This is a genomic window from Paenibacillus tundrae (assembly GCF_030812775.1).
In the GTDB taxonomy this organism is placed as follows: domain Bacteria; phylum Bacillota; class Bacilli; order Paenibacillales; family Paenibacillaceae; genus Paenibacillus; species Paenibacillus tundrae_A.
In genome coordinates this window covers 394498-420986 of record NZ_JAUSTI010000001.1, presented here as the reverse complement: position 1 = coordinate 420986, position 26489 = coordinate 394498, and the positions used below count along the sequence as shown (strand labels likewise).

Here is a 26489-nt window from a genome sequence, read left to right as displayed (position 1 = left end):
ATCAGGTAACGGTTATTTATCGTTTTTAAGGACAGTACACTTCACATTATGAGTTAAGATTTCTCACGGTCTCTTCATTATCACAAATAATGCTGCCTAGCGTCGATTTACAAATTTTCTTAATCCGTGTAGCTTCATGAATAACTTCATCAATATGAGCATAACTTTTGGATCGATTCGTAACTACGGCTATAGAAAGAGAAACGAGTGGAATTTGTCCATGTAGCCCAGAGCGTCCTGCCCCTACAACATGATTATTTTCTAGATCTTGGCTGTTATAGAACTCTCTTTTGAGCTTTTCAAAACCTGCAACAACTTCCTCACAATCTTTCAGATAGTCATGGTGATTCAGGATGACAATAAAATCATCACCACCGATATGACCTAAAAATGCCTCTGGCACAGTAAAATATTCACGTAATAAATCAGCGGTTGCTTGTATAAGCGCATCCCCCATTTTGAAACCATAGCTATCATTATATGATTTGAAATAGTCTAGATCGAGATAAAGCACGCTAAAGCGCTCCAGCAGATAGGATTGGCATAAACGATCATCAATCATTCGGTTGCCTGGAAGACCCGTTAACGGATTCATAAAGCTTGCCATCTCAGCTCTAACATCAGCAACGGCTAATAACAAATGACGAATGCTAATCGCCCCGCTCAAAGCACCCTTGGATGTAACCAGCACAAGATCGTATAGTTCTTCCTCTGAGCGATTCATAGCCTGAATACTAACGTCCGTGATCTGCTCCATATAGTCAACCACGAGCGGGCTATTGTTCATCACAAGCTCTACAGGACGACCCATGTACAAGTTATATCCATATTGCGTACCAATCTGTTGAAAAAAACGGGCTCGCATCAATAACGACGGCATACCTTCTGCTCCTACAATTGCTACACCTTCCAGATTCGCATTGGATCTAAAAAGACGATATACAGCTTCACATTTCGTGTCAGACGTAATTACAGGAATACTTTCTGCGATGTCGCCTATATGTGTAAATATATCGTTCACCTTCTTCTCATCGCTCTTTATGTAATTGGAAACTTCTATGAAATCAAGTATACTCCGGTATGCCTATAATGTTATAAAAATATGTAGTCATATCGTACCACCTTCACCTATAAAAAGAGTCAATTTAACGTAAAGTTTGAAATTAAATCTGAGTTCGATCTTGAGAACTTGGTTTGATCTTAAGGCGATCCTACCATTCCTACATTTTATGTTAAAGTATCTAATGTTCCTCTTTGCTCGCAGAATTGATCAATCCTACGCCAATGCTAAATAACACGACTGCCCCAATAAACCACGATATATGTACATTGAATAAACTATACTGAAACGCCCCACTATTAATGCTGGAAGAGGCGTGCTGCACTGATTTTAAAGCAGAAACAATAAACCCAGAACACAAGACGATTATCGAAGATATAATAAGGTACAACCCAGCATAAGTTTGATCATGTTATCGCCCCCTTAGAAAACGCATACTTTTATATACCCTGTTGAGAGTTAATAAAAGCAGAAAATAGTAAAAAGCCGTCATGTAAAGGATTGTTACTCCCGGTTACATGACGGAGTCGTAAAAAAATAAAACCCAGTAAACTGAAATAGTCTACTGGGTCAAGATAAGTTCATTTATGTGGATCGTGTCACGCATGACACCTAATAATAAAAAGTTCTCAAGTGCGTTATTCCGGATCCTTTCAAGACACCTTATGCTCAATTCTCAGCTTGTCAGCAACCATCGCGATGAACTCGGAGTTCGTCGGTTTCGACTTACTGATGTTGATCGTGTAACCAAATAGGTGACTGATGCTGTCGATGTTGCCGCGCGTCCAAGCCACTTCAATCGCATGACGAATGGCACGTTCGACGCGGGACGGCGTGGTTTTGAATTTTTCGGCAATGGCGGGATACAACGTTTTGGTGATTGCACCTAAAATTTCGATATTGTTATACACCATCGTAATGGCCTCACGCAAATACTGATATCCTTTAATATGCGCAGGAACGCCGATTTCATGTATGATCGATGTAATGCTTGCATCCAAATTTTTGTGTTTGCCCATAGGTACCACATTAGACTTATTCATGAACATGGATGAGCTGCTGTTGTTACTATTAGAGGACATCGTTGTCTGCGAGCCTACAAGCTGACGCACACGATTCGCGAGGACTTCCATATCAAATGGTTTCAAGATGTAATACGAGGCTCCGAGTTGCACGGCACGCTGTGTGATATTCTCTTGCCCGAATGCGGTTAACATGATGACCTTAGGCTGTGGAGACAGATTCAAATTACGCAGACGCTCAAGCACACCCAGACCATCCAGGTGAGGCATGATAATGTCCAGGATCAAGACATCCGGTACATTACGAGTCTGTTCCAGCAATTGCAGAACTTCTTCTCCGTTGTAAGCAATCCCGGTTACTTCCATATCTTCCTGTTCGGATATATATTCGGCAAGCAAATTCGTAAATTCACGATTATCATCGGCCAGCAATACCTCAATTTTTTGCAAAACGGTATCCTCCTTTAATTTAAACATCATTTCGTACATTTCCTTACAGGTTAAATTTTCGACATGGGAGAGCAAATTCCTTCTGTCGAAATTTATTTTTCTTTATTTTTTTTTCTCATTGCTATATAATAAATAATTTATTTCATTATCCGAGCATTTATGTATTCATTCGACAAAAAAATCTTAAGGCGGATTAACCTGCCTTAAGATTTTTAGATGTTTCCTTTTTAAGCATGACTCCTGCATCTTGTAACATCCACTCAATGAAGCAACCATAACCTGATTTAGGATCATTAACGAATACGTGCGTTACTGCACCAATCAGCTTGCCATTCTGTACAATTGGACTTCCACTCATCCCTTGAACAATACCACCAGTCTTTTCAATTAACTTTGGATCGGTGATCCGCAAGACAAGCCCTTTAGTTGCTGGTTCAGACTGATCTGCTACATGCACAATGTCAATGGAGTATCGTTCAACCTGTTGACCTTCAACTACCGTTAGGATTTCAGCGGGACCTTCCTTCACTTCACGAGAAAAGGCTACTGGAATTCCCTTCGAATACAAGCTGTGATCAGGGTTGTTAGACATCTTACCGAAAATGCCAAATGCCGTATTACGCTCAATATTGCCAAGAATTTTACTTTCCTTCAGAAAATGTGCTCGCTTTTCCCCTGGATCGCCTGATTCGCTTTTGGAAATAGACGTTACATTAGACTGCACGATCTGACCACTGCCTACAACGATAGACGTTTGAGTGTTCATATCAGTGATCACATGTCCCAGCGCCCCGTATACGCCTTGGTCTGGAGCATAGAACGTCAGCGTGCCAACTCCAGCAGCGGAGTCACGAATGTATAACCCAAGTCTCCACGCTTGATCCTCTGCATCATAGGCAGGTGTTAAACGGGTTTTGACCGTTTCATTGCCGCGTTTAAGAACGACATCAATTCCTTTTTTACTCTTGCCTGCTCGTTCAACTGCCTCGGCTACACCACTTACACCCTCAAGACGTTTACCATCCATATGGGTGATTAGATCACCGAGCTTAATTCCTGCATCTTCTCCTGGCGAAACACGTTGATCTTGTCCAGCACCAATTAAGTGATGACCGACCACAAGAATACCTGCTGATTTTACTTTGACGCCAATGGTTTGACCCCCGGGTACAACACGCAAGTCTGGAATAACATTTACGTTAACCGTCTTCACCGGTATTTTGCCCCACAATTTCAAGGTTAATTTAGCATGACCTGTTTGTTGGGGGTGAAGGTGTAGAGGCTCTAGCTTGGTTACGTTTACGGCTTGTTCTTGTCCATCTAGACCAACGATATCCGGTCGGTCCACAACTGCACTTGAAGTAGCAGGCACAGCAAGACGAACCTCTGCTTGCCTACCCGCAAATACCTGAACTTCATCAGGCAATGAGGCATAACTTTGCACAGGCTGAATCGCCTGGCTAATTAAACAGAGAAAGAAGGCAAATAAAAGACCTAGCAATTTCTTCCTGAGGGGGGAATTCAATGGCTGTCACACTCCCTTTGCTTCTTTCGCTTGACGAAAGGTGGTCGCCAATTGCGTACCTATAAGATAACCTCGCCCCCAGGCTTTTATTACTGTCAATCATTACGCCAGCCGCTCGTTTCCCCCTTTTTTGGCTTCCGCCAAATTCAGCATTTCCTGTGCGTGATGCAGTGTTTTTTCTGTAATTTCCACGCCACCGAGCATACGTGCCAATTCCTTCACTCTGCCCTCGTTTGACAGCGATTCTACTTGAGTCATCGTACGTCCATCCACGACATGTTTTTCAATCAAATATTGATGGTCAGCCATACAAGCCACTTGTGGTAAGTGCGTTATGGAGAACACTTGACAGGTCGACGACAGTCGGAATAACTTCTCTGCAATGGATTGAGCGGCTCTACCGCTCACACCTGTATCCACCTCGTCAAAGATCAATACAGGAATGCGATCATGACGTGCAAAAATACTCTTCATCGCCAGCATCATTCTCGACAATTCACCGCCCGACGCGATTTTACCCAACGGACGAAGAGGCTCACCTGGATTCGGAGAGATCAAGAATTCAGCATTGTCCGCACCCTGACGAGTCAAACGAATACGTCGCCCATTCCATTCGATACCTTTCGGATCCTCAAAAGGAGTAATCTGCACACGCAGCGTTGTTCGTTCCATCTGCAGATCCTTCAATTCACTCTCCACCTGTGCAGCAAGGTCTTCCGCACATTGTTTTCGCACACGGCTTAATTCCTCAGCAGATTCCATAACCAGAACAAGCAGCTTATCACGCTGATTACGTAGCTTCTCTAAGCGCTCATCTTTATTTTCAAGCTGATCTGTCTCGTGGCTAATCTGTTCGTAATAATTCAAAATAAGTTCAACACTGTCTCCATATTTGCGACGAAGTCCAGAGATTAAGTTCAATCGCTGTTCGACTTCTTCCAGCCTGTCTGGATTAAATTCAATTTTTTCGCGGTAATCCCTTAGTTGGAAGGTTACATCCTCCAATTGATAAAAGGCAGATTGCAACTGCTCTACAATTGGCTGTAGCCCTTTGCTATCATAGCCAGAGATATCCTCAATTCGTGAAAGAGCAATGCTTATCGCTTCTAAGCCTCGTTGCCCACTAAGCAAATCATATGCACCCGCAACACTGTCCATCATTTTCTCACTATGGGATAGTTTGACCCGTTCTTCACCGAGTAATTCATCTTCCCCACTTGTAAGGCTGGCTGCTGCAATCTCTTCTAGTTGAAAACGATACATGTCCAGCAACTGATACGCACGCTGACTTGACTCTTGGAGTGCACGTAGCTCTTTCTCCGCAGCGATAAACTGGCTGTAACGAGCCTGATATTCTGATTTAATGGGTCCAATGATTGAAGCTCCGTACGTATCCAGAAGCCCCAGATGGCTCTCTGGGCGAAGCAAGCTCTGATGCTCATGCTGACCATGGATATTGATTAACTTCTCGCCAACTTCACGGAGCATCGTTAAATTCACCAATTGACCGTTAATACGGGAAGTACTCTTACCTTGCGTATTCAATTCACGACGAATGACCAAGTGCTCTTCTGGTTCACAATGAATGCCCAGCTTCTCAAGTGTTTCCCATACCGGATGCCCTTGCTCCATTTCGAAGAGAGCCTCCATCTCTGCCTTCTCACAACCATAACGGATTAAATCAGCTGAACTACGACCACCAGCAATCAAACCAAGGGCATCAATAATAATTGATTTACCCGCACCCGTTTCCCCTGAAAGCACATGAAAGCCAGCATGAAATACAACATCCACCTCTTCAACAACTGCCAAATTGCGAATCGATAAAGTAACTAACATCTGCAAAAACACCTCCGGATGACAAAACTTAGCACTTCAATGTATATGATTTCCTAGGAAATATAACCCATAATGCGGTCAATCACTGTAACGCTGTTATCTTCAGTACGGCAGATAATCAGAATCGTATCGTCTCCACAGATTGTTCCCATCACTTCTGTCCATTCGATATTATCCAGTAATGCCGCAATGGAGTTCGCTGTCCCTGGCAAACATTTCATAACAACCAGATTATTCGCATGGTCAATGTGTAGAAAATTATCCACTAATGCACGTTTCAGCTTTTGAATCGGATTGTATCTTTGATCGGTTGGAAGAGAATATTTATATCGCCCATCATCCATAGGAATTTTAATCAATAACAATTCTTTAATGTCACGGGATACCGTGGCTTGAGTTACTTGAAAACCAGATTGTCGCAATGCTTCAACGAGATCATCTTGAGTTTCAATTTCATTCTGACTTATAATTTCACGTATCTTAATGTGTCGTTGTCCTTTCATAAAAGCCTCCAGTTCTAGTAATTGCCTTAATCTTAGTCCAAATCTTCACCATCGTATGCATCTTCCTCATAATCCATCAATCGGATTAACTTCACACTTGAGTCCTCAAGATCCACATATAACAAGCCCTCACAGCCGGGGTATAACAATAAATAGTGAAGAAAACGATCGCGAAGGCCTGAGCCTGTATATTCCACAGGTTGCCTGCGTCTGGATGTCTTCACAAGATATCGATATCCATCCTGCTGGGCGACATAATCAATGAATAGTCTACTGTGAAACACCGATTCATTCGCCTCAAAAGCAAGCGGCACCTTCATCTTACCACCAATGATTTCATACCCCTGTGCTTCAAGTAGATCAATTGCAGGCGATTCCTGAATATCTGCATTCAATTGAATGCCAGTCAAGCTTACAGGCTGTGGCCGATTAATCCAGTTACGTAACCCATAGAATAACCATACGATCAAACAGATAGCAAACACACCAATCACGATTGTGTCATATTGCCCATCCATTGTCTTCACCTCGAAGACTTATTCGCGGTTGATCCGTCATTCTCCTGTTATTAGAATCACCTTTCCAGCGAAAAGAAACCCATCTTATGATGAGTTTCCCTTAAATGTATGCGCAGCTTGAGTTGCAACCTGTTGTGCCAGTGCATCTAGGTCAGCTACATTGTTCTCTGGTTGTGTTGCGTCTGGTTCTTCCAGTCGCCAATGTGCAAGGAATTCAATGTTGCCTTCCCCACCAGTAATCGGTGAGAAGGTTAAGTCTTTTAGCTTCAATCCGAGTTCTTTCGCATAACGAAGCATCGTTTCCAACACTTCCTTATGCACCACAGTATCTCGAACAACGCCTGACTTGCCTACTTTCTCACGTCCAGCTTCGAACTGTGGTTTAATCAGAGCTACGATATCCGCAGGTCGATGAAGCAGAGCGATTAGTGGCGGTAATATAATGCGTAGTGAGATGAACGAGACATCAATACTCGCAAAGTTCGGTAAAGGGCCTATCAGATCTTCTGGGGTAACGTACCGAAAATTGGTTCTTTCCATGACCGTGACACGCTCATCATTACGCAGAGACCAATCCAGTTGATTGTATCCGACATCAATGGCGTAGACATGGGAAGCGCCATGCTGCAAGGCGCAGTCCGTAAAACCGCCGGTAGACGATCCAATATCCAGCATAACCCGTTCGTTCATATCAAGATTGAAATGACGGATCGCCTTTTCCAGCTTTAACCCGCCTCGACCCACATAAGGGTGAACAGAACCTTTAACCTTCAATTCCGCTTCCCGTGGAATCTTCATCCCAGCCTTTTCAATTCGTTCATTATTGGCATACACTAGTCCAGCCATAATCGCCGCTTTTGCTTTCTCACGGCTCTCATAATAACCTTGCTCGACCAGCAGAACATCAATTCGTTCTTTGGGGAGTGACATGTCTTTCTCCTATCATCAAGTAATGCTAATCATTCAGGCGATGCCTCACAGGGATCACATTAAAAGTTTGTTGTGAATCGATCTTATGATCGAGGCTTTTGGATCCCTATTTATTAAGAAGGGAATTTGGTTCGTGACATGCTATATGACGATTGTGCTGCCAACGAACGTAATTCGGAGCTTACATTTTCTACGGTAAGACCAACTTCTGCCCGCTGCTCATTAATGCTTCCATGCTCGATAAACCGATCAGGAATCCCCATTAAATGCACTTGGACATCGTGTAAGCCTTGTTCTGCGTAGAACTCCAGCACAGCACTACCCATGCTTCCCGCTTGTGACGCTTCTTCAAGCACAATAATTTTAGTGCCTCGTACAGCCAAATCACGTAGCATTTGCTCATCCAGTGGTTTGAGGAATCGAGCATTAATTACACCAGCCGTAATGCCCTCTCTTTTCACTAACTCAGCAGCTTCTTCCGCAATTTGCAACATGGAGCCTGAGGCAATAATAGCGTACCCTTCCGCTGGTCTGATCTGCTCCCATGTACCGATCGGAATCGGTACAAGTTGCTCGTCAAGTGGTACCCCAACGACATTATTCCGTGGGTAACGGTATGCGATTGGTCCATCATTATACTCAATTGCAGTCTTCATCATATGACGCAGTTCATTTTCATCTTTAGGCATCATCAGTACAATGTTAGGAATATGACGCATGAACGCCACATCATACACCCCTTGATGCGTTTCACCATCCGGCCCTACAAATCCAGCACGGTCGATTGCAAAGATGACGTTAGCGTTGTGACGGCAAATATCATGCACAATCTGGTCATACGCACGCTGCATGAAGGTCGAATACACTGCAAAGATCGGTTTCAAACCTTCCATTGCCAGTGCTGCAGACATCGTAGCCGCATGTTGCTCTGCAATACCAACGTCAATCATTCGATCCGGGAATTCCTTACTAAATGGAATAAGACCCGAGCCGGTAGGCATCGCCGGTGTCACTGCTACGATACGCTTATCTTCCTTAGCCAATTCAACTAACGTTTGACCAAATATTTCAGTATACATTGGTTTTCCAACAGCTTTTAGAACTTGACCAGATTCAATTTTGTACGGTGAAATTCCATGCCATTTATGCGAATCGGCTTCTGCAGGCTGATAACCTTTACCTTTGGTTGTAAGGACATGAACTAACACAGGTCCTTCAACGTTATCCGCCTGTTTGAACGCTTCGATCAGCTTAGGAATATCATGTCCGTCGATCGGACCCAAGTACTTAAATCCCAGCTCTTCAAAGAGAACCCCTGGAACCATCATATATTTCACGCTATCCTTGATCCAGCTCGCTGATTTAGCCAGTCTGTCGCCAATGGCAGGAATTCTTTTCAGCATTCCCTCCACATCGTCTTTGGCTTTCAAATAGTGACGATCCGAACGAATTTTACTTAGATATTTATGCATTGCCCCTACATTTGGAGCAATAGACATTTCGTTATCATTGAGGATGACCATCATTTTCTTCTGCTCATGGCCAATATGATTGAGTGCTTCAAAAGCCATACCGCCTGTAAGCGCTCCATCCCCGATAATAGGTATAACTTTGTTGTCTTCACCTTTAAGATCACGAGCAAGTGCCATACCCATCGCTGCAGACAATGAAGTACTGCTATGACCGGCTTCCCATACATCGTGTTCACTCTCATTACGTTTAACGAATCCGCACAATCCATTGTGTTGACGTAAAGTATCGAATCGATCCATACGACCTGTAAGGACTTTGTGTACATAAGCCTGATGCCCAACATCAAAGATCATTTTATCTACCGGACTGTTATAACAGTAATGCAGGGCAACCGTGAGCTCAACCACTCCTAAGTTGGGTGCAAGATGCCCCCCTGTAGCGGACAACTTCTCAATGAGAAACTGCCGGATCTCCGCCGATAATAAAACAAGGTCATCCTGAGACATCGACTTCAGATCGCTGGGTTGTTTAATTTGTGGAAGCAGCACGAGAATCTCCCCGCTTTCCTAGAATGTTTGAATTTTGTGTAATACGTTCATGCATAATTCATAAATTGACATTAAATCATTATAACATAAATGAAAAGGAATCATAATGTACGGTACTTCACTACCCATAGCACGTATTATCGCCAGCAGGGACACCCTGTTCGATCATTATGTATCCTAAGTGAGCTAGACTCCGTCGCTATAAAAAGGACATCAATATAATTACACGGTTCTCAATTAATTGAAACAGAACTTTCAGAACTCAACTGAGACGAATCATTAATTAATGATCTCTACGCATTAAGTAATCTGCAATCTCCATTAGTCTGGAGGAATCGGTTAGATCCGCTCTGCAGAGGGCATCCTTAGCCGATTGAGTCAGCACGCTAACCTGCTCTTGAGACTGTTCCAAGCCAATAAAGAAAGGATAAGTAACCTTTTGTTGATTCACATCGCTTTGCGTTTTTTTGCCCATCTTCTGTTCATCGCCAGTAAGGTCAAGAATGTCGTCCTGAATCTGGAAAGCAAGCCCCAAATCTCTACCGAAAACTCGTAGTGCCTCCAGTTGCCCTTGCGTTGCTCCACCGATCCGTGCACCTGCAATAAGGGAAAATACAATTAAATCCCCCGTTTTATGCAGATGGATGTATTGAAGTTGTTCCAAGTTCGTCATTCCTTGCTCGCCTTCCATGTCAGCTACCTGTCCGCCAACCATACCTCGAGCACCTGCCAACTCAGACAGATCTTCCACGATGGATAGCAGTGACTCCGCTGAAACTCCGCTCTTGCGCCCTGCTTGAACGATGCTGTAGAAAGCATGTGTTAACAGTGCATCACCTGCGAGGATTGCCGTAGCTTCACCAAATACTTTGTGATTCGTTAATTTTCCCCTGCGATAGTCATCATTATCCATAGCAGGCAGGTCATCGTGGATCAAGGAGTACGTATGAACCATCTCTACGGCGCAGGCTACCGGAAGCGCAGCTTGACGCTCCGCACCGAAAGCTTCCGCCGCAGCAACGACCAGCAGTGGTCGAAGGCGCTTGCCTCCGGCCATTAATGAATACTGCATTGCATCACGCAGAGACTGAGGCACGTTCCATTCAGCAGGAAGGATTTCCTTCAACTCATTGGTGATCTGCTCTGTGATCTCCTGAAGATACAATTCAAATGCAGGACGATTATTCATTAACATCACCACTCTCATCAGCAAACGGCTTCTTACGAAGTTCCCCATCTTCTTCTACGATCATCTCGATCTTACGTTCCACTTGCTCCAGCTTTAAGCCACAAAGTTGCGAAAGCTTCATGCCTCGCTGAAATAAGTCAATCGCTTGCTCTAGAGGAACATCTCCGTGCTCCAGCTGACTTACGATGTCTTCTAACGCTGCCATCGCTTCTTCAAAATTCAGTTCCGGTTCATTCGCCATGGTCATCGTCCTCCTTCATCCCCCAAACCTGACAGTCCAGCTGCCCGTCTGTTAATTTAATCTTGATTGAATCACCTGGTTGAACATCTTTCAATGATTTAATTAAACGTTGCTCCTGATCGTCATACACGAGACTATACCCACGAGACATGACCTTTAGCGGGCTGAGCGCATCCAGGTGCCGAATTGAAGCTTTCCAGTGTTGTTGCTTGGATCTGGTTATCGCCTTCATAGCAAGCTCCAGTTGACGTCTGGCAGCTGCATGCTCACGCTGAGCAACTGAAACCTGTTCACGAGGATTAAAACGCTGGAGCGCTGCAAGCAATCGTTCCTGCTTCTCCCCCGTCCATTTAAGCCTCGTGTCCACTGTTCGAAGCAGACGTTGATGAAGCATGTCCAAACGTTCTGTATGCTGCAACAGCGTCCGTCTAGGATGCACAAGGACTGGAGAGCGCTGCAGCCTGGCAAGACGCTCACGATTATGCACAGCTCGTTGACGCAAGCTTTGTTGGAGCTGACGCTGTCTCCGTTGAATCTGATCAAGCAGTTCAGCCCGGTTAGGTACAGCAAGCTCTGCCGCAGCCGTAGGTGTTGCAGCACGTAAATCAGCCGCAAAGTCCGCAATCGTAAAGTCGGTTTCGTGTCCCACAGCAGAGATAACAGGGATTGATGAAGCGACGATAGCTCTAGCTACGATCTCTTCGTTAAATGCCCATAATTCTTCGAGTGAACCGCCCCCACGTCCGACAATGAGGACATCCGCTTCTCCAAGACGATTCAGATTGCCAATGGCTTTAACAATCGAAGGCGCTGCTCCTTTTCCTTGTACCAATACAGGATACAAAACCACTTTGGCAGAAGGATACCTTCGTTGTAACGTCGTTAAAATATCCCGAACAGCCGCTCCTGTTGGAGAGGTCACCACACCGATGGTGTGCGGATAACGAGGGATCGCCCTTTTGCGTGATGGAGAGAATAATCCTTCTTCTTCGAGCTTTTTCTTCAACTGCTCATAAGCTAGATATAAACTTCCGATACCATCAGGTTGCATATGGGTGGCGTAGAATTGATATTGTCCATCCCGCTCATACACGGATACGTTCCCTCTTGCGATTACCCTTGCACCCTCTTTGGGTAAAAAAGGTAATCTCTGATTATGTGACGCAAACATAATTGCTTTAATGCGACTGTCCTTATCCTTCAAAGTAAAATACATATGACCGCTGGAGTGATGTGTGAAGTTAGAGATCTCTCCGCGTAACCAAACGTCCGACAGTATCTGATCGGACTCCAATTTCATCCGGATGTACCGATTCAGATCTTTAATGGAGTAGATCTGCTGCTCTGCCACAGACTAACCTATGCCAATCCGTGCGCACGCTTGGCTGCGATCAATGTATTTTGCATCAACATCGTAATTGTCATAGGACCTACGCCGCCTGGAACTGGAGTAATTGGGCCCGATACAGTTTTTACACTTTCAAAATCAACGTCACCAGCCAATTTACCATTATCCAAGCGGTTCATTCCCACATCAATAACAACTGCACCCGGCTTCACATAATCGGCATCTACAAAATTAGCTCGTCCGATAGCTACCACCAGAATATCTGCCTGGCGCGTAATTTCTTTCATATTCGCTGTACGGGAATGACACATGGTCACAGTAGCGTTCTCCCGTTGAAGAAGCAGTGATACCGGTTTGCCCACGATATTACTCCGTCCAATAACAACAGCATGTTTACCTGACATTTCAAGACCTGTACGTTTAATCAATTCGATTACACCAGCAGGGGTACATGGCAACAAGCTATCATCACCGATCACAAGGTTTCCTACGTTAACAGGATGAAATCCATCCACGTCCTTTTCAACAGAAATCGCATCAATAACTGCTTTCTCTTCAATGTGCTTCGGCAGAGGCAGTTGAACCAAAATTCCGTTGATGTTGTCCTGATTATTCAGCTTGTCCACAAGTGCTAGCAGATCCTCTTGTGAGGTACTTTTATCTAAACGATGTACTTCTGAGTAGAAGCCAAGGTCGTGACATGCCTTTTCTTTGTTACGCACATAAACTTGGGATGCCGGATCTTCCCCGACGAGCACAACTGCCAGACCAGGCACTACCCCCTGTTCGCTAAGCTGCTTCACTTCTGCTGTTATGCCTGCGCGGATCTCTTGGGAAACTTCTTTACCGTTAATAATAGATGCTGTCATTGTACTCTCTCTCCCTTATGCGAATATATAGTGTGTAATCTTGAATTAAGACAATTTTTCCTTGAGCGTGTTAACTTCTTGAATCATACGGCCTAACACACCGTTGACAAACTTACCGGATTCATCCGTACCAAAGTGTTTTGATAGCTCAATCGCTTCATTGACTGCAACTTTCGCTGGAACATCTTCACGAAAGACCATCTCAAATGTAGCTAGACGTAAAATCTGGCGATCTACACGGGACAGACGACTAATCTGCCAGCCTTTGAGGTAATCCACAAGCAATCCATCGATAGCTTCTTTGTGGTTCCATGTTTCTTTCACAATATCTGTAACATAGGTACGCATGATATCTGCATCACGAATGACAACATCCGCTTCGTTTTCTTCAGCCGCCTCGTTAATCAACATATTAACCGCTTCAGCCGCGCTCACCTCGTTCATTTCCATTTGATACAGACTTTGTACTGCAATTTCCCTTGCTAAACGTCTTTTCATGTCCTGCCTCCTGCAACGCTTACTCTTAAGCGTCATCCTGCTTATTTTATAATCATTCAGGGCATCCCATCATCCACGAACAGATACAAAATGCCCTTGATGTCTAATTAGTGTTAACTCTTTTCACAAAAAAACCTGCAGTAGGTTTCCTCCAAAAAACGGGCATATTAAACTAAGCTCTATTTTCGGAAGAAACCTATTGCAGGGCTCAGATGGTCTTACTTAAACATACGCCAGCGATCTCCCAGCCATTGTCCCCATTCCCTCCAGGGAATGAAAGAGCCAAGCTTCGAATCACTTCGTCTGCCTAACGTATAACCGATGAACACCAAAAGTGCAAAGAACAACATATCCCAAAAACCGATCCATACATAAAGGAATCCAAAAAAGATACCAAAGGCAATACCTAATACTCGGCCTCTGTGACTATCCCATATCTCTCTCCACAGCATCAGTGAAACTCACCTCATTCCACTCGACTCTTGTAGTTAGGCGACTGGGTAACATTGGCAATATATACTGTAACAAAGGAAACGGGGATACCCGTAATCTCCTGTACATGATCATGTATTGCCTTTTGTAGATCGGAAGTCAGTGCAGGGATCGGGCTTTCCCCGTCCACTACTGCACGAATCATAATCTCCAACCCGGACTCCACCACGCGAATTCGTGCTTTTACATCACGAACCCCACGAAAACGCGAAGTCGCCTTCAAACAGAGATTCTCAATCGTCTCCATTGAGATCTGCACATCACCGTATTCTGTACGCTGATCTACAGATGGCAATGAAGCACGTTCACGCCGAACCGAGATATAGAAGAAACGTAAACTCAGGATAAACAAAATCGCTGCTGCAACAACGGCTGCAACAATGACGTTCTGTTCCTGCTGGTAATTCAATTCGTAAGGCAGCACTCCACTAACTAGAAGAATAACTGCTGCCGATATTGCTCCAACGCTTATGCTGTATATAAACAACAGAAGCCGATCCAGTATTTTCGCCACGAACTGCACAGCCTCCCTTGCTCACTAACATTGACATCTGTTTCGCATGCTCCATCGTCAGCCAAACTTCAGATGAATTCAAGACTTGTCCAAGACGGGATAACCCCCGGCAGTTATGCCGGGGGAATCTGCCCTTTGTTATTTGACGCGTTGTGTGTTCACGTCAATTTCTTCCACTTTCTCAGCATTCTTGAATTGAACGTCGTGAATATGAACATTAACTTCGTTTACATTCAGTCCTGTCATATTCTCAATAGAACGTTTCACGTTTTGCTGAATTTCAGTAGCCACCTGTGGAAGGCGGTATCCGTACTCAATAATAACGGAAACATCTACAGCAGCTTCGCGCTGTCCTACTTCGACTTTTACACCTTTGGAAAGGTTTTTGCGACCGAGCAATTCAGCAAATCCGCCTGCAAATCCGCCGCTCATGCCAGCTACTCCTTTTACTTCGACTGTAGCCAGTCCAGCAATGACTTCAATGACTTCAGGTGCGATCTGGATTTCACCGATATCCGTTCGTTCAAATTCTGTCGGTAATGTACTCATAACTGTTTAACACACCTTTCGCGAGATAAGTTTGCGGCAATCCGTGAGGGCGCAGGTACCAAGGTCTACGACCGTCAGATACCGTTCCGATCCGGCTTTACCGGAACTCCTGCATTTTATCTCCGCAAAGCGGGCTTATCCTTTACAGGAGACATGCGCTCTTATTATTAAATACTATATCATTTGGGCTACATTATGACAAACAAGCCCAATATGCATATTAAATCTCGTTTTCCTCAAGGAATTTAATATCAAAGTCACCACGAATGAACGTTGGGTGCTCCAGCAATTTTTGATGGAACGAGATCGTCGTGGAAATCCCTTCGATTGCAAACTCCCCGAGCGCACGTTTCATTTTGGCAATAGCTTCTTCCCGGTTTGCACCCCACACGATCAATTTTGCGATCATGGAGTCGTAGAACGGAGAGATGGTATAGCCTGGGTAAGCAGCGCTATCCACACGCACACCAGGACCGCCTGGTGCCAGATAAAATCCAATCTTGCCTGGTGCAGGCATGAAATTACGATCAGGATCTTCGGCATTAATCCGGCATTCGATAGACCAACCATTGATCACTACATCTTCCTGACGGAATGAAAGTGGATTACCTTCTGCGACCGAGATCATCTCCCGGATCAGATCGACGCCAGTAACCATTTCTGTTACGGGATGCTCTACTTGAATACGTGTATTCATTTCCATGAAATAGAATTCACCGTTCGGGCTGAGCAGGAATTCCAGCGTGCCCGCGCCAGAGTAATTTACTGCAAGCGCAGCGCGCACTGCAGCATCTCCCATCAGCGTACGCACTTCTTCATTCAGAACAGGACAAGGCGCCTCTTCGACCAGTTTCTGACGACGACGTTGAACGGAACAATCACGCTCACCAAGGTGTGCTGCATTGCCATGTTTGTCAGCAATAATTTGGATTTCAACGTGTTTCATACCCGTCAAGAATTTTTCGAGATATACGCCTGCATTACCAAACGCTTTCTGTGCTTCCTGCTGAGCTGCGGTAATTTGTTTTACAAGTGACTCTTCATCCTCAGCGATACGAATCCCTTTACCTCCGCCACCTGCGGTAGCTTTGATAATGACTGGGTACCCGATATCACGGCTGAGCATCACCGCTTCCTCGATGCTTTCGACAAGTCCGTCAGATCCAGGGATAACCGGAACTCCCGCGTCCTTCATCGTTTGCTTCGCAACTGCCTTATCTCCCATTTTGGTAATGGCTTCTGGAGATGGGCCGATAAATGTAATATTGCAAGACTCGCAAATTTCTGCAAAGTCAGCGTTCTCCGCCAAGAATCCATATCCCGGATGAACGGCATCACACTCGGTAAGCGTAGCTACACTCATAATGTTAGTAAAATTCAAATAGCTGTCCTTAGACAACGTCGGGCCGATACAATATGCCTCATCCGCTAGACGTACATGCAGTGAATCTTTATCTGCTTCCGAATAAACGGCTACCGTCGAAATACCGAGCTCACGGCACGCACGAATAATACGAACCGCAATCTCGCCACGGTTTGCAATCAGTATTTTTTGAAATTTCATTTCGTTATTGTCCTCCTTCGAAGCTCATGCGGTTGCCAATCTCGGGCAATAAACGTTATTCCGGTTTAACCAAGAACAGAGGTTGTCCGTATTCAACAAGCTGTCCATTCTCAACCAACACTTCAACGATTTCTCCCTTGATATCAGCATCAAGCTCGTTCATCAGCTTCATCGCTTCGATGATACAAACCGTTGTTTTTTCGGCAACTTTATCACCAACGCTTACAAAAGGACCTGCTTCCGGAGAAGAAGCTCTGTAAAAAGTACCTACCATCGGAGATACGATTTTATGTAAATGGCTTGTAGTATCGGCTTGTGGTGCAGTTTCAGTGACCACTGCAGCAGGTTGAACCTGTGGAGCAGCAACAACTTGAGGTTGCACAGCAGTTGTTTGAACATATTCCGTTTTACCTGGTTTGCGTATAGAGAGACGTGATCCCTCATTTTCAATTTCCAACTCCTGAACGGAACTTTCATCTACCAGTTTAATCAGTTCTTTGATCTCGCTCAATTTAAACATTAGCATTATTCACTCCTTCGGCATCATGCCAGTCTCACTTAGACGGTCATATGGCTTTATGTATTATATCATAATCATTAAAAATGGAAAGAGCCCGGGAGTTTAACAAGCTCCCAGGCCTCCATCCAAGCCCTTTCCTTACTGTTCTGTCACGTATTGAACACTGATTTTATTCTGTGCGACAGCCAGTTCCTTCATCACCAAATCCACAATGGAAACCGCTTGTTTTACATCCAGTTTGTCACTAAGCACTACGACTTTATACTTATCTTCGTTTTCTTCGATAATCGCATTGGAAAATTGCTGGGAGAGCGTCTCTTCAATCCCGTTAATCTTAGCTGTTCTCTCTTCAAGCTCACGGATCTGCTCCGTAGCTTTAGCGTTCTCTTCTGGCGTTTTGCTAAGATCCCCAGCCACGGTCATGAGTTCCTCATATTTGCGATTGTTGCTTTCCTCTCTCTGCCATTGATAGTTTTGGAATTGACTGCTTGCGGACACCGCTGTGTTCTGTTCTTCCATCTCTTTCAGAACCTCCTCATCGGTTTTAGTTGCATTCTCCTCTGCAGCTCCACTTGCCTCAGGGCTAGTTGTTGTTCCTTTGTCTGATTCCTTGCCAGCCTCACTCTTGCCCTCATTCGATTCAGCAGCTGGGGTTTTGCCTGGTTCTGCCGTTTCCTTACCTTCAACAGCAGCTGGATCAGTCGATTCGGCTGTCGTTCCTTCTGTTCCCGTACTCGCATCCGTTTCTTCCACTTCTCCGCCAGTAACAACTTCGTTCACAACCAAACCTTCTGTTGGATCCAGAATACCTGCTGTCTCTGTGGCCTCATCTTGCTTCATTCCATCTACTTGCTGGCTATCCGCAACAGGTGGATTCACGGGACCCGAGTCTTCTGTAAAGAGGTAATATGCAGACAAAATAACCATCAGACTGAGCATAGACACAAGCCATACCGTTTGGCGTTTGTTATTCATTAATACTTCCTCCTCGAATTAGCTTCAATCTTGAATTACATCTTTTGCCCTTGGATCATTGATCCAGGCTAATCCTGCTTGCGCGGTACAACCGAGATTCGATAAGCGGCCACATTCAAGCCTTTTTCCACAGCATCGGTAATGAGATCCTTCACTACTTTGTTCTCTGCGCCTTTGGCTACAACAAGCACTCCACGAATTTGTGGTTTCAGTTTTTTGGTCACAATTGGTGTCTGATCCCCTGAAATTTCATAAGTAATGATCTCACCATCCCTGGTGTATTGGGTCATGTGTCTCTTGCCCCCATTGGCATCCGTCTCTTCCGTTAGCTGCTGCGAGTCTTTCACATTGCGCTGAACCACTAACTCCTCTGTTGAATCCACGGTAACCATCACATCGACCGTTCCTACACCAACGATGTTCTCCAACACACTCTTGATCTTGTCCTCAAACGCCATCTCAATCGCCTGAAATGGGTTCGGATCAGTCAAGTCATTTTGCATCGTCGCCATGGATGTCGCTGGATCAGGCGGTTCCCGGCCGATATTTTCCGTATCCATCTGTTTGACGTTAACAAATGAATTGAACAGCATGATGCCAACGCCGATTAACCCCAAAATAATGAGCCATCGGAATGTTTGACTTCGTCGACCTCCATCTTCTCCGCCGCCCAGCCACACTTCGATTTTTTTAAGCCACTTTCTCACCGCACACCCTCCTTCTTATAACGCCTGCGCGTTCTTTTGTTCTGTAACCTGCACTTGGCTCGCATCGATATCCCAATTCTCCGTCAACAGCGTTATAATCTGTACGGCATGCTTCGAGCGTGATGAAGCTGTATCCCCGCCTTGAGGCTGAGTAAGTGTTTCCTGACTACCGGCAACCGGTTCAGCATCCGCATCTACCGTATTTCCATGACCACCTGGCTGCCCTGAAGGGGAGCTTACGGAAGATTGCTCATCTGTCCTCACCTTAATCTGAACCGAAGGAACGTGAATGGTACCAATTTGAATCGGATCCTGATTGAATGAGGATTCACCTGTTGCCTGAGCTTCGTCTTGTTCGAACATAGAAGCACTGTCCACTTCGCCTTCGTTACGTTCAGCGTTACTCCCTATTCCCTCTGGCTGACCGCTCATTTCGACCATAACACGTTGGATCACTGGTAAATGTACTGAAGAGGCGACTTCGGATTCCGGTTGAACCTTATCCATCAGGAGCTTCACCTCCACAGACTGAACACGTTCCCCCGTACTTTGTTCAATCTGGCCTTTCATCACTTTGGCTAGTTCCTTCGCAGTCCACGTTAAGGATTGTTCCTGTTCATTCATTTGAAGACGTTTCCCCTGTGCCAATATCTGCTCCAAGGTGGCATTCCCCTCTGATGGAGATTCCATAACCGTCATTGCCCGTTTGAGTTCAGCAACTGGATCACTCTTAAGCAATTTAGTTATAGGTGATAGGAGGGTAAGCAGGATAAGGAGGCTCAGCACAAGCTTGACGTAACGCTCCATCGAGCGATTGGGCAGTAACATATCCACAAACGTTGCGAGCAAAACGATCATGATTAATTCCTGGAGCCAGTTGCTCAGCCACCCCATCCTTCTCAGCTCCTTTCTGGTATTGCCCATCACCTCATCATGACGGTCAGGTTCCCTGCTGTGAGCAGAATAGTGATTGCCAAGAAAAACATGAGTCCGACAGCAGCTAATGCTGCGAATACATAAATCATTGATTTCCCAATCGCTTGTAGACATCCTACGATCGGTGTGTCACCTAGTGGCTGCATGATCGCTCCAGTAATGTTGTATATGAGTGCAAGGGTTAGAATTTTGAGTGCAGGAAACGCACACAAAAACAGAATGATGATAACCCCTGTAAGACCAATTGCATTTTTCACCAGCAGCGAAGCTGTAATGACCGTATCTGTCGCATCTGCAAACGTCCTGCCTACGACGGGAACAAAGTTACCTGCGATATACTTAGCAGCTTTTAAACTAACCCCATCGGCAACGGAGCCTGATGCACCCTGCACCGAAATTACACCTAGAAACATCGTTAGTAGAATGCCGAGCAAGGCCACGCTGATATTACGCAGTAGATCTGCAAGCTGTGTGAGCTTGTACTTATCTGATAGCGAACTGACAAGATGCAACACGGCTGAGAAAAAAAGCAGCGGAAACACCAGCATGTGAATTAATGTGCTCACGAGGTGAATCATGAAAATAATCAGCGGATGAGTGACCGATACGGTCACCACATTCCCCATTGACGCTAGTAACGTGAAGAGCAGGGGAACCATCGCCATCATAAAACTCACCATGCCCTCAATGGCGTCCTTGGCATAACCTATGGCTACGCTGAAACTGTTGATGGCAATGACGATAATGACCATATAACAGATGGAATAGGCGATCTTACTAATGTTGTTTTTCTCAAATGCCGTCTGTAATGTCTCCAGAATCATACTTAGTACGCTTAACATCACAATGGTTACTAACAATTTGCCGTTATACAAGATTTCATGCAGCATGAATGTTCCAATCGCTATAAATACCGACTTCAGACTAAATCCTTCATTGCCCGGAATTAACATATCCATGAAAGAGGGTGTTTTCCCCTCTGGGAAAAATCCACCATATTGCCCCATGAGCTGATCCCAGTATTTCTCCACTTGATCCTTCGGAAGCTGGTCAGCCTGCTGCTGCATCCATTCTCCGGATGGTGCACTTGCGGTAACATGTCCCACCATCCCAAACAGAAAACATAGCATTAGTACAAAAGTAAGGCTCCACTGCGGCTTAAAATGGTTGTTGTTCATCAAAAGTCCGCATGCCTCCTTCTAAACCGGCATTAGTTTCATGACGGTTTCGATAATAATGCTAATAATGGGTATAGCGAGAACCAGAATCAGAACTTTTCCCGCAAGTTCTATTTTCGAAGCAATGCTCTCCTGACCTGCATCCCTTACAATCTGGGCACCGAATTCAGCAATGTAGGCTATGCCTATAATTTTCAATACGGTTTTCAGATAGATACTCTCCATACCTGAGTTTTCAGCGAGTCTCTTCAACACCTCGATGACTGCACCAATTTTGCCAATCAGTAGCATAAAAATGACTATGCCTGTAGCCGCAGCGATAAGAAATGCAAACATAGGCTTCTGCTCTTTGATGACAAGAATGAGGACTGTTGCAATCAACGCTAGCCCTACCACTTGAATAATTTCCACGGGTCACCACCATCCTGGCTTCATGACCGTTTTCATTGGAAAAGAAAGATCGATTTGATCTCTTGCAGCAATCCGTCTAACATACGAACAACCATGAATAATACAACGACGAATCCGATCACAGTTACCCAGTGCGCCATATCTTCCTTTCCCATTTGTTTCAGCACCGTGTGAATCATTGCAATGATGATTCCGATGCCCGCAATTTGGAAAATTGCGTTCACTTCTAGATTCATGACCTTGGCACCTCACTATCCCGGCAATTTCAGAAGATCAGAATGACGATTAACGCTCCGACAAGCATCCCAAGGCTACGGCTCATCCGTTCATATTTCATTTGGTCAGCCTGTGCACGGGATTCTTCATGCATGAGTTGTTGAATGGCTAGCGAGATATGTTTGGTCTGATCCTGACGGTCGCTGGTGCCAAGACTGAAGCTTAACTGCAACATGACTTCTCGCTCATCAGCTTTCATTGCGGACTTGTTCCACATGTATTCAATGCCAGCCTGAAGACTTTCACGTGCAGTGTGTCCGTGTGGCGGATTCATCTGACCTGCTGCATGGAGAAACAATGATCGTACAGGTTCCTTCGTTTGAGCTCCCATTTTTCCCATAGCATCAGGAAGCGGGGTCAATCCATAATTAATCTCCGTCATCAGTCGTTGTAATGCAGCAATTAATTCCCGCAACTGTCGTGGCCTGAGAGCAAATTGCCTTGCACGATAAAAGCCAGCCAGTGTGCTTGCGAACAAGATAATGACAGCACCCAGCATGTTAACCAAATGCCTCACCTCCTGCATCCGGCTGCTGTAAAACACGCATTTTCCCATCTGCCAAGCGAAAGTTCATCCCTCGGCTCGTCCGCCTAAGTTGCACATAGCGCTGGAACATCTGTTCCTGGATGAGTGTTCTCAATGCTGGCCTAGAAGATAACTCTCCCAGATCCCTCCCATGTGCAGTCGCAATCACCGAAACCCCCGAATGCAGTGCCTCCATAACAGCTTCCGCATCCTCTGGACGACCAATCTCGTCCACAATGATGACGTCTGGAGACATGGAGCGAAGCATCATCATCATGCCTTCTGCCTTTGGACATCCATCCATCACATCTGTGCGCGGGCCAACATCGAAGCCGGGTACCCCTTTATAACTTCCAGCGATTTCAGAGCGCTCATCCACAATGCCTACCTTAAGTCGAGGACGCAGCCCTTGCACGAACTCGCTTCCACCTACTAATCTGCAGCCATTGCTTATTTGTCTTGCTAGGTCACGCAGCAATGTCGTCTTGCCTTGTTGTGGAGGAGATAAGATTAACGTATGGAATACCTGTCCGCTTTTCATGTCCAGAAGGTAAGGCAGAATACGATCAGCCACACCATGAACTTCTCGGGCAACCCTCACATTGAATCCATTGATATCGCGTAAGGTTTCCACCCGTCCACCACTTAGCACCGTTCGACCAGCAAGCCCGATCCGATGCCCTCCGGGAATAGTAATGAATCCTTTACGAAGTTCTTCTTCCAATGTATAGAGTGAGTGATTACTAATCAGATCTAGCAGCCTGTGCGTTACTTCTTTTAGAGGAATGTAAGCTTCTTCAGGCTTAGCTGTCAGACTGCCCTGTGCAGTAAGAAAGTGATAGGTATCTCCAGCATTGATCTCGAGTGGTCTCCCTTCCCGGATGCGCACTTCCTCCACTTTCTCTAATACGGCAGGTGGCATTCTCCCTAGAATGGTTCGGATCGGTTCCGGAAAAAGCTCCTTCCAGTTCACTTTCATGAGTAGGCTCCTCCAACTTTGTAATCAAATTGATCGCGTTGCTGGTGCTTGTTCATATCTCATGTTTATGCCTGTACATCGAATTTATGACGCTGAATCTAGCAATTCTTTTTAACTGCAAAATGAGAGACGTCACTTCTTGCTCCATGTCAAAAAAACCGAAATAGGAAAGCATCGTTCAAGCTTCCCTGTTTCGGTCTTTTGTCGAATTAGTAAGAGGTTGTTCAAAAAGTTCTCTTTTGATTACGTAAAATGCCTTGAGGCATCTTACTCATCCATCACCTTGTTAGTGTGGCAGATACCTCTTCTGCATTTAATGCTGATACGGTGATATGTTGGTATTCAAGTACTTGCCCATCTGCCTGACGTATATCAATGGTTCGCTGCTCCCCTGGAAGCAGATCAAAATAGTTATCACTCATGCGCACATTACCTTGCGGGATCAGAATCTGAACCATTCTAGCTACCGCATCTTTTGCTTGCACAAACAATTGCTGGGTTTCTTCATTATATAAAGCGTGAATGCTGCTTGAACGAAGCTGCACATCTTTGGCATCGCGTAAATAATAAACGTTATCTAGGCAATTCCATGCAGGCGCAGATAACTTCAGCACCGCCTGTTCTGGGGGCAGATCTTGCAACACTTGCTTTTCGTCCCACTCTCCTAGCTTCACGACACCATTGGCCTCCACTTCGGCATGGAGCTCCATACGATGAATCGACTGACCTTGCATATCATAAACCTCAAGGATGACCAGCCCACTAAAAGAAGATAAGTGATCATTAATCACCCACAACTCTAACAGTTCCCCAGGTTCATGGTTCAGACTTAACAGTAATGGATCATAAAATTTACGTGCATAATAATAGGATGCTTTTGGAAGCAACTCATAATCGATTAACGACCAACTGGTTCCAGGCCAACTGTCGCTGTGCTGCCAGATTAATGAGCCACTCGTGCGCGCTTTGTTACGTCTATAATGCTCAATCCCGTATTTCAATCCCTCAGCCTGAGTTAGCATTGAGAACTGGATATACTCATCTAGATCTTGGGGTACTCCTGTGAACCCTTCCATAAGCAAAATGCCCTTCTGATGGTTCGTATCCTTGTTACGATAAGCCATTTCAACGCTTCCCCAATAGAATTGATCCGCTGGAATATGTCGTTTCAACGTATACTTCGTAGCCGAGGCATGCATACCAAATTCACTACTGAATAACGTGAAATCATTTTTATAGTTTTTAAATGTTACGCCCTCTACACTGTAATCTAGCAAAGGCACCTCGCCAAATTTACGTGGATAGACGGAACCATGCCATACTTGCCAGTTGTGACGATCTCCATGATTCGGATCATTCGCATCATTCCCGCCATAAGGAGATGAGGGCCAATATTGGCGTGCAGGGTCAAGCTGCTCTAGCAATTCTGGTAACATCTCATGATAAATGGTCTCACCGTAAAATGGTGTCGTGATTTCGCCGGATGACGATTTCATATCGTACAGCCAGTCAATTTCATTATTGCCGCACCACAACGCCAGTGATGCATGATTGCGCAGCCTTTGAATGTTGCAAATGGCCTCCTGCCGTACATTTTCCACAAAATCAGCATTGTAATCAGGGAAAAGTGCGTTGGCAAAAGCAAAGTCCTGCCACACTAATAACCCGAGCTCATCACATAGATCATAAAAGACATCTTTTTCATAAATGCCTCCTGCCCAGATTCTTAGCATGTTCATATTAGCTTCTACGCCCAACATGATCAGATGCTTATATCGAGAGTCCGGTGCGGCTCCAATTAGATTATCTACTGGAATCCAGTTCGAGCCTTTGGCAAACAACTTCACGCCGTTAATATGAAAAGCAAATGCTGGCTGTCCCTGCTCATCTTCCAGCACCAGCTCCACGGTTCGGATTCCAATTCGTTGCTCTTTACGATCAATCTCTACTCCGTCTGCAAACAACACAGTTTCCAGTTGATAGAGGTAAGGCTTACCCAGATCATGCGTCCACCATAATTGTGGCTGTGATACTTGCAGATCAAATCCGACTTTACTACTTAGCAACTCACCATCCGCTTGAGCCACAACCTGCTGATTCTCATCTAGAAGACGAGCATGATAGGTTAGATGGCCACATCCACGATATTTTTTCGCTTCAAGCTCAATTTTAATGTCTGCCTGTTGGTTGTCACACTGCTTCGTATATGCATATACCCCTTCCCACTTGGCTTGCACATGACGCTCCAGCTTAACCTTGCCCCAGATCCCCACGGTTACGATGCGTGGTCCCCAGTCCCAACCATAATTCATCGCTGCCTTCCGAATCCATGGACGTTCCTTCGTGTACGACGACCACTGCATCAATGCTTTGTCTCTATGATGAAGGTAAAGTGGATCAAAGCGGACAGCAATCGTATTTTTGCCTTGGCGTATAACGCGGGAGACATCATACACGTACGTTCGGTGCATATTGCTGGCCGTTCCAATCTCGAGACCATTTACATAAACCGTAGCATGAGTATCTAACCCTTCAAAAATTAATTCCCAGCGCTCTTGTTTGGTTGGAGCGGAATCCATCTGAAAGCGTGTGCGGTACCACCACTCCTTCTGCTCCACCCAGCGAGAATTGATATCGTTATGTCCATAATACGGGTGATCAATTAGCTTACGTTCAATCAAAGTGGAATGTACATCACCCGGTACACTCGCACTGATCCAGAAACGGTCATCTAAGTCTGCATCTGCAATGGTCAGCGGCGGTTTCTCTCCCACTTCATATTGCTGAATTCTCCAATTATCACTTAATAGCATGGTTTCTGCCTCCATCTATATCATTCAATGTCCATC

27 protein-coding genes are annotated in these 26489 nt (G+C 45.1%); all 27 read right to left on the bottom strand.

Translation table 11 applies throughout. From position 1 onward, the window contains the following. Nucleotides 1-46: 46 nt before the first annotated feature. Nucleotides 47-1021 (bottom strand): GGDEF domain-containing protein, encoded by a 975-nt coding sequence (locus J2T19_RS02075; protein WP_307212613.1) that lies wholly within the window; start codon nt 1019-1021, stop codon nt 47-49. Between the two features lie 692 nt (nt 1022-1713). Further along, entirely contained in the window at nt 1714-2532 is an 819-nt protein-coding gene (spo0A, locus tag J2T19_RS02070; RefSeq protein WP_307212610.1) for a sporulation transcription factor Spo0A, read from the bottom strand. A 193-nt stretch (nt 2533-2725) separates the two neighbouring features. Then, nucleotides 2726-4057, bottom strand: coding sequence for a SpoIVB peptidase (gene spoIVB, locus J2T19_RS02065; protein ID WP_145045287.1), 1332 nt, complete (start codon nt 4055-4057; stop codon nt 2726-2728). 102 nt (nt 4058-4159) lie between these two features. Then, on the bottom strand, nt 4160-5896 hold the full coding sequence (gene recN, locus J2T19_RS02060) for a DNA repair protein RecN (protein WP_307212607.1): 1737 nt from the start codon (nt 5894-5896) through the stop codon (nt 4160-4162). 53 nt (nt 5897-5949) lie between these two features. After that, nucleotides 5950-6399, bottom strand: coding sequence for a transcriptional regulator AhrC/ArgR (gene ahrC / locus J2T19_RS02055; RefSeq protein ID WP_145045291.1), 450 nt, complete (start codon nt 6397-6399; stop codon nt 5950-5952). 32 nt (nt 6400-6431) lie between these two features. Further along, nucleotides 6432-6917, bottom strand: coding sequence for a hypothetical protein (locus J2T19_RS02050; RefSeq protein ID WP_307213135.1), 486 nt, complete (start codon nt 6915-6917; stop codon nt 6432-6434). 84 nt (nt 6918-7001) lie between these two features. Continuing rightward, nucleotides 7002-7847 carry a TlyA family RNA methyltransferase gene (locus J2T19_RS02045; protein ID WP_307212600.1) on the bottom strand — a complete coding sequence of 282 codons (846 nt, stop codon included), beginning with the start codon at nt 7845-7847 and terminating at the stop codon, nt 7002-7004. A gap of 113 nt (nt 7848-7960) precedes the next feature. After that, on the bottom strand, nt 7961-9868 hold the full coding sequence (gene dxs / locus J2T19_RS02040; RefSeq protein WP_307212597.1) for a 1-deoxy-D-xylulose-5-phosphate synthase: 1908 nt from the start codon (nt 9866-9868) through the stop codon (nt 7961-7963). A 283-nt stretch (nt 9869-10151) separates the two neighbouring features. Continuing rightward, nucleotides 10152-11057, bottom strand: coding sequence for a polyprenyl synthetase family protein (locus tag J2T19_RS02035; protein ID WP_370874770.1), 906 nt, complete (start codon nt 11055-11057; stop codon nt 10152-10154). Beyond that, nucleotides 11050-11298, bottom strand: a complete 249-nt coding sequence (xseB, locus tag J2T19_RS02030) for an exodeoxyribonuclease VII small subunit (protein WP_056696546.1) — start codon at nt 11296-11298, stop codon at nt 11050-11052. Before xseB ends, J2T19_RS02035 begins: the two co-directional genes overlap by 8 nt. Further along, nucleotides 11288-12649: an exodeoxyribonuclease VII large subunit gene (xseA, locus tag J2T19_RS02025; protein ID WP_307212590.1), complete on the bottom strand. Its 1362-nt coding sequence runs from the start codon at nt 12647-12649 to the stop codon at nt 11288-11290. The genes xseB and xseA overlap by 11 nt, the downstream gene beginning before the upstream one ends. An 8-nt stretch (nt 12650-12657) precedes the next feature. Continuing rightward, on the bottom strand, nt 12658-13515 hold the full coding sequence (folD, locus tag J2T19_RS02020; RefSeq protein WP_307212587.1) for a bifunctional methylenetetrahydrofolate dehydrogenase/methenyltetrahydrofolate cyclohydrolase FolD: 858 nt from the start codon (nt 13513-13515) through the stop codon (nt 12658-12660). A gap of 45 nt (nt 13516-13560) precedes the next feature. Beyond that, a complete protein-coding gene (gene nusB / locus J2T19_RS02015) occupies nt 13561-14013 on the bottom strand; it encodes a transcription antitermination factor NusB (RefSeq protein WP_307212586.1) in 453 nt (150 codons plus the stop codon). 218 nt (nt 14014-14231) lie between these two features. Then, on the bottom strand, nt 14232-14465 hold the full coding sequence (locus J2T19_RS02010; protein WP_056696540.1) for a DUF2273 domain-containing protein: 234 nt from the start codon (nt 14463-14465) through the stop codon (nt 14232-14234). Between the two features lie 14 nt (nt 14466-14479). Then, nucleotides 14480-15019 carry an alkaline shock response membrane anchor protein AmaP gene (gene amaP, locus J2T19_RS02005; RefSeq protein WP_056696538.1) on the bottom strand — a complete coding sequence of 180 codons (540 nt, stop codon included), beginning with the start codon at nt 15017-15019 and terminating at the stop codon, nt 14480-14482. Nucleotides 15020-15157: 138 nt separating this feature from the next. Further along, on the bottom strand, nt 15158-15568 hold the full coding sequence (locus tag J2T19_RS02000; protein WP_056696536.1) for an Asp23/Gls24 family envelope stress response protein: 411 nt from the start codon (nt 15566-15568) through the stop codon (nt 15158-15160). 220 nt (nt 15569-15788) lie between these two features. Continuing rightward, entirely contained in the window at nt 15789-17132 is a 1344-nt protein-coding gene (gene accC, locus J2T19_RS01995) for an acetyl-CoA carboxylase biotin carboxylase subunit (RefSeq protein ID WP_307212581.1), read from the bottom strand. A 55-nt stretch (nt 17133-17187) separates the two neighbouring features. Continuing rightward, nucleotides 17188-17652, bottom strand: a complete 465-nt coding sequence (accB, locus tag J2T19_RS01990) for an acetyl-CoA carboxylase biotin carboxyl carrier protein (protein ID WP_307212579.1) — start codon at nt 17650-17652, stop codon at nt 17188-17190. 138 nt (nt 17653-17790) lie between these two features. Then, nucleotides 17791-18627 (bottom strand): SpoIIIAH-like family protein, encoded by an 837-nt coding sequence (locus J2T19_RS01985; protein WP_307212576.1) that lies wholly within the window; start codon nt 18625-18627, stop codon nt 17791-17793. 68 nt (nt 18628-18695) lie between these two features. Continuing rightward, nucleotides 18696-19334, bottom strand: coding sequence for a stage III sporulation protein AG (spoIIIAG, locus tag J2T19_RS01980; protein WP_307212573.1), 639 nt, complete (start codon nt 19332-19334; stop codon nt 18696-18698). Between the two features lie 15 nt (nt 19335-19349). Next, entirely contained in the window at nt 19350-20228 is an 879-nt protein-coding gene (gene spoIIIAF, locus J2T19_RS01975; RefSeq protein WP_307212568.1) for a stage III sporulation protein AF, read from the bottom strand. A gap of 29 nt (nt 20229-20257) precedes the next feature. Continuing rightward, a complete protein-coding gene (gene spoIIIAE, locus J2T19_RS01970; RefSeq protein ID WP_307213133.1) occupies nt 20258-21448 on the bottom strand; it encodes a stage III sporulation protein AE in 1191 nt (396 codons plus the stop codon). Nucleotides 21449-21469: 21 nt separating this feature from the next. After that, the gene (gene spoIIIAD / locus J2T19_RS01965; RefSeq protein WP_017687586.1) at nt 21470-21859 is read right to left on the bottom strand and encodes a stage III sporulation protein AD; all 390 of its coding nucleotides are present in this window, start codon (nt 21857-21859) and stop codon (nt 21470-21472) included. Nucleotides 21860-21891: 32 nt separating this feature from the next. Next, on the bottom strand, nt 21892-22095 hold the full coding sequence (gene spoIIIAC / locus J2T19_RS01960) for a stage III sporulation protein AC (protein ID WP_056696521.1): 204 nt from the start codon (nt 22093-22095) through the stop codon (nt 21892-21894). A gap of 29 nt (nt 22096-22124) precedes the next feature. After that, on the bottom strand, nt 22125-22643 hold the full coding sequence (gene spoIIIAB, locus J2T19_RS01955) for a stage III sporulation protein SpoIIIAB (protein ID WP_307212563.1): 519 nt from the start codon (nt 22641-22643) through the stop codon (nt 22125-22127). Then, entirely contained in the window at nt 22636-23640 is a 1005-nt protein-coding gene (gene spoIIIAA / locus J2T19_RS01950; protein WP_307212560.1) for a stage III sporulation protein AA, read from the bottom strand. The genes spoIIIAB and spoIIIAA overlap by 8 nt, the downstream gene beginning before the upstream one ends. A gap of 278 nt (nt 23641-23918) precedes the next feature. Then, the gene (locus J2T19_RS01945) at nt 23919-26453 is read right to left on the bottom strand and encodes a beta-mannosidase (protein ID WP_307212558.1); all 2535 of its coding nucleotides are present in this window, start codon (nt 26451-26453) and stop codon (nt 23919-23921) included. Between the last annotated feature and the right edge of the window lie 36 nt (nt 26454-26489).

What these genes read in the sequence shown, in the direction of transcription:
- recN (WP_307212607.1), bottom strand. Translation starts at nt 5,896, where the DNA reads ATGTTAGTTACTTTATCGATTCGCAATTTGGCAGTTGTTGAAGAGGTG.
- ahrC (WP_145045291.1), bottom strand. Translation starts at nt 6,399, where the DNA reads ATGAAAGGACAACGACACATTAAGATACGTGAAATTATAAGTCAGAAT.
- J2T19_RS02050 (WP_307213135.1), bottom strand. Translation starts at nt 6,917, where the DNA reads ATGGATGGGCAATATGACACAATCGTGATTGGTGTGTTTGCTATCTGT.
- J2T19_RS02045 (WP_307212600.1), bottom strand. Translation starts at nt 7,847, where the DNA reads ATGTCACTCCCCAAAGAACGAATTGATGTTCTGCTGGTCGAGCAAGGT.
- J2T19_RS02035 (WP_370874770.1), bottom strand. Translation starts at nt 11,057, where the DNA reads ATGAATAATCGTCCTGCATTTGAATTGTATCTTCAGGAGATCACAGAG.
- xseB (WP_056696546.1), bottom strand. Translation starts at nt 11,298, where the DNA reads ATGGCGAATGAACCGGAACTGAATTTTGAAGAAGCGATGGCAGCGTTA.
- folD (WP_307212587.1), bottom strand. Translation starts at nt 13,515, where the DNA reads ATGACAGCATCTATTATTAACGGTAAAGAAGTTTCCCAAGAGATCCGC.
- nusB (WP_307212586.1), bottom strand. Translation starts at nt 14,013, where the DNA reads ATGAAAAGACGTTTAGCAAGGGAAATTGCAGTACAAAGTCTGTATCAA.
- J2T19_RS02010 (WP_056696540.1), bottom strand. Translation starts at nt 14,465, where the DNA reads ATGCTGTGGAGAGAGATATGGGATAGTCACAGAGGCCGAGTATTAGGT.
- J2T19_RS02000 (WP_056696536.1), bottom strand. Translation starts at nt 15,568, where the DNA reads ATGAGTACATTACCGACAGAATTTGAACGAACGGATATCGGTGAAATC.
- accC (WP_307212581.1), bottom strand. Translation starts at nt 17,132, where the DNA reads ATGAAATTTCAAAAAATACTGATTGCAAACCGTGGCGAGATTGCGGTT.
- accB (WP_307212579.1), bottom strand. Translation starts at nt 17,652, where the DNA reads ATGTTTAAATTGAGCGAGATCAAAGAACTGATTAAACTGGTAGATGAA.
- J2T19_RS01985 (WP_307212576.1), bottom strand. Translation starts at nt 18,627, where the DNA reads ATGAATAACAAACGCCAAACGGTATGGCTTGTGTCTATGCTCAGTCTG.
- spoIIIAF (WP_307212568.1), bottom strand. Translation starts at nt 20,228, where the DNA reads ATGGGGTGGCTGAGCAACTGGCTCCAGGAATTAATCATGATCGTTTTG.
- spoIIIAE (WP_307213133.1), bottom strand. Translation starts at nt 21,448, where the DNA reads ATGAACAACAACCATTTTAAGCCGCAGTGGAGCCTTACTTTTGTACTA.
- spoIIIAC (WP_056696521.1), bottom strand. Translation starts at nt 22,095, where the DNA reads ATGAATCTAGAAGTGAACGCAATTTTCCAAATTGCGGGCATCGGAATC.
- spoIIIAA (WP_307212560.1), bottom strand. Translation starts at nt 23,640, where the DNA reads ATGAAAGTGAACTGGAAGGAGCTTTTTCCGGAACCGATCCGAACCATT.
- J2T19_RS01945 (WP_307212558.1), bottom strand. Translation starts at nt 26,453, where the DNA reads ATGCTATTAAGTGATAATTGGAGAATTCAGCAATATGAAGTGGGAGAG.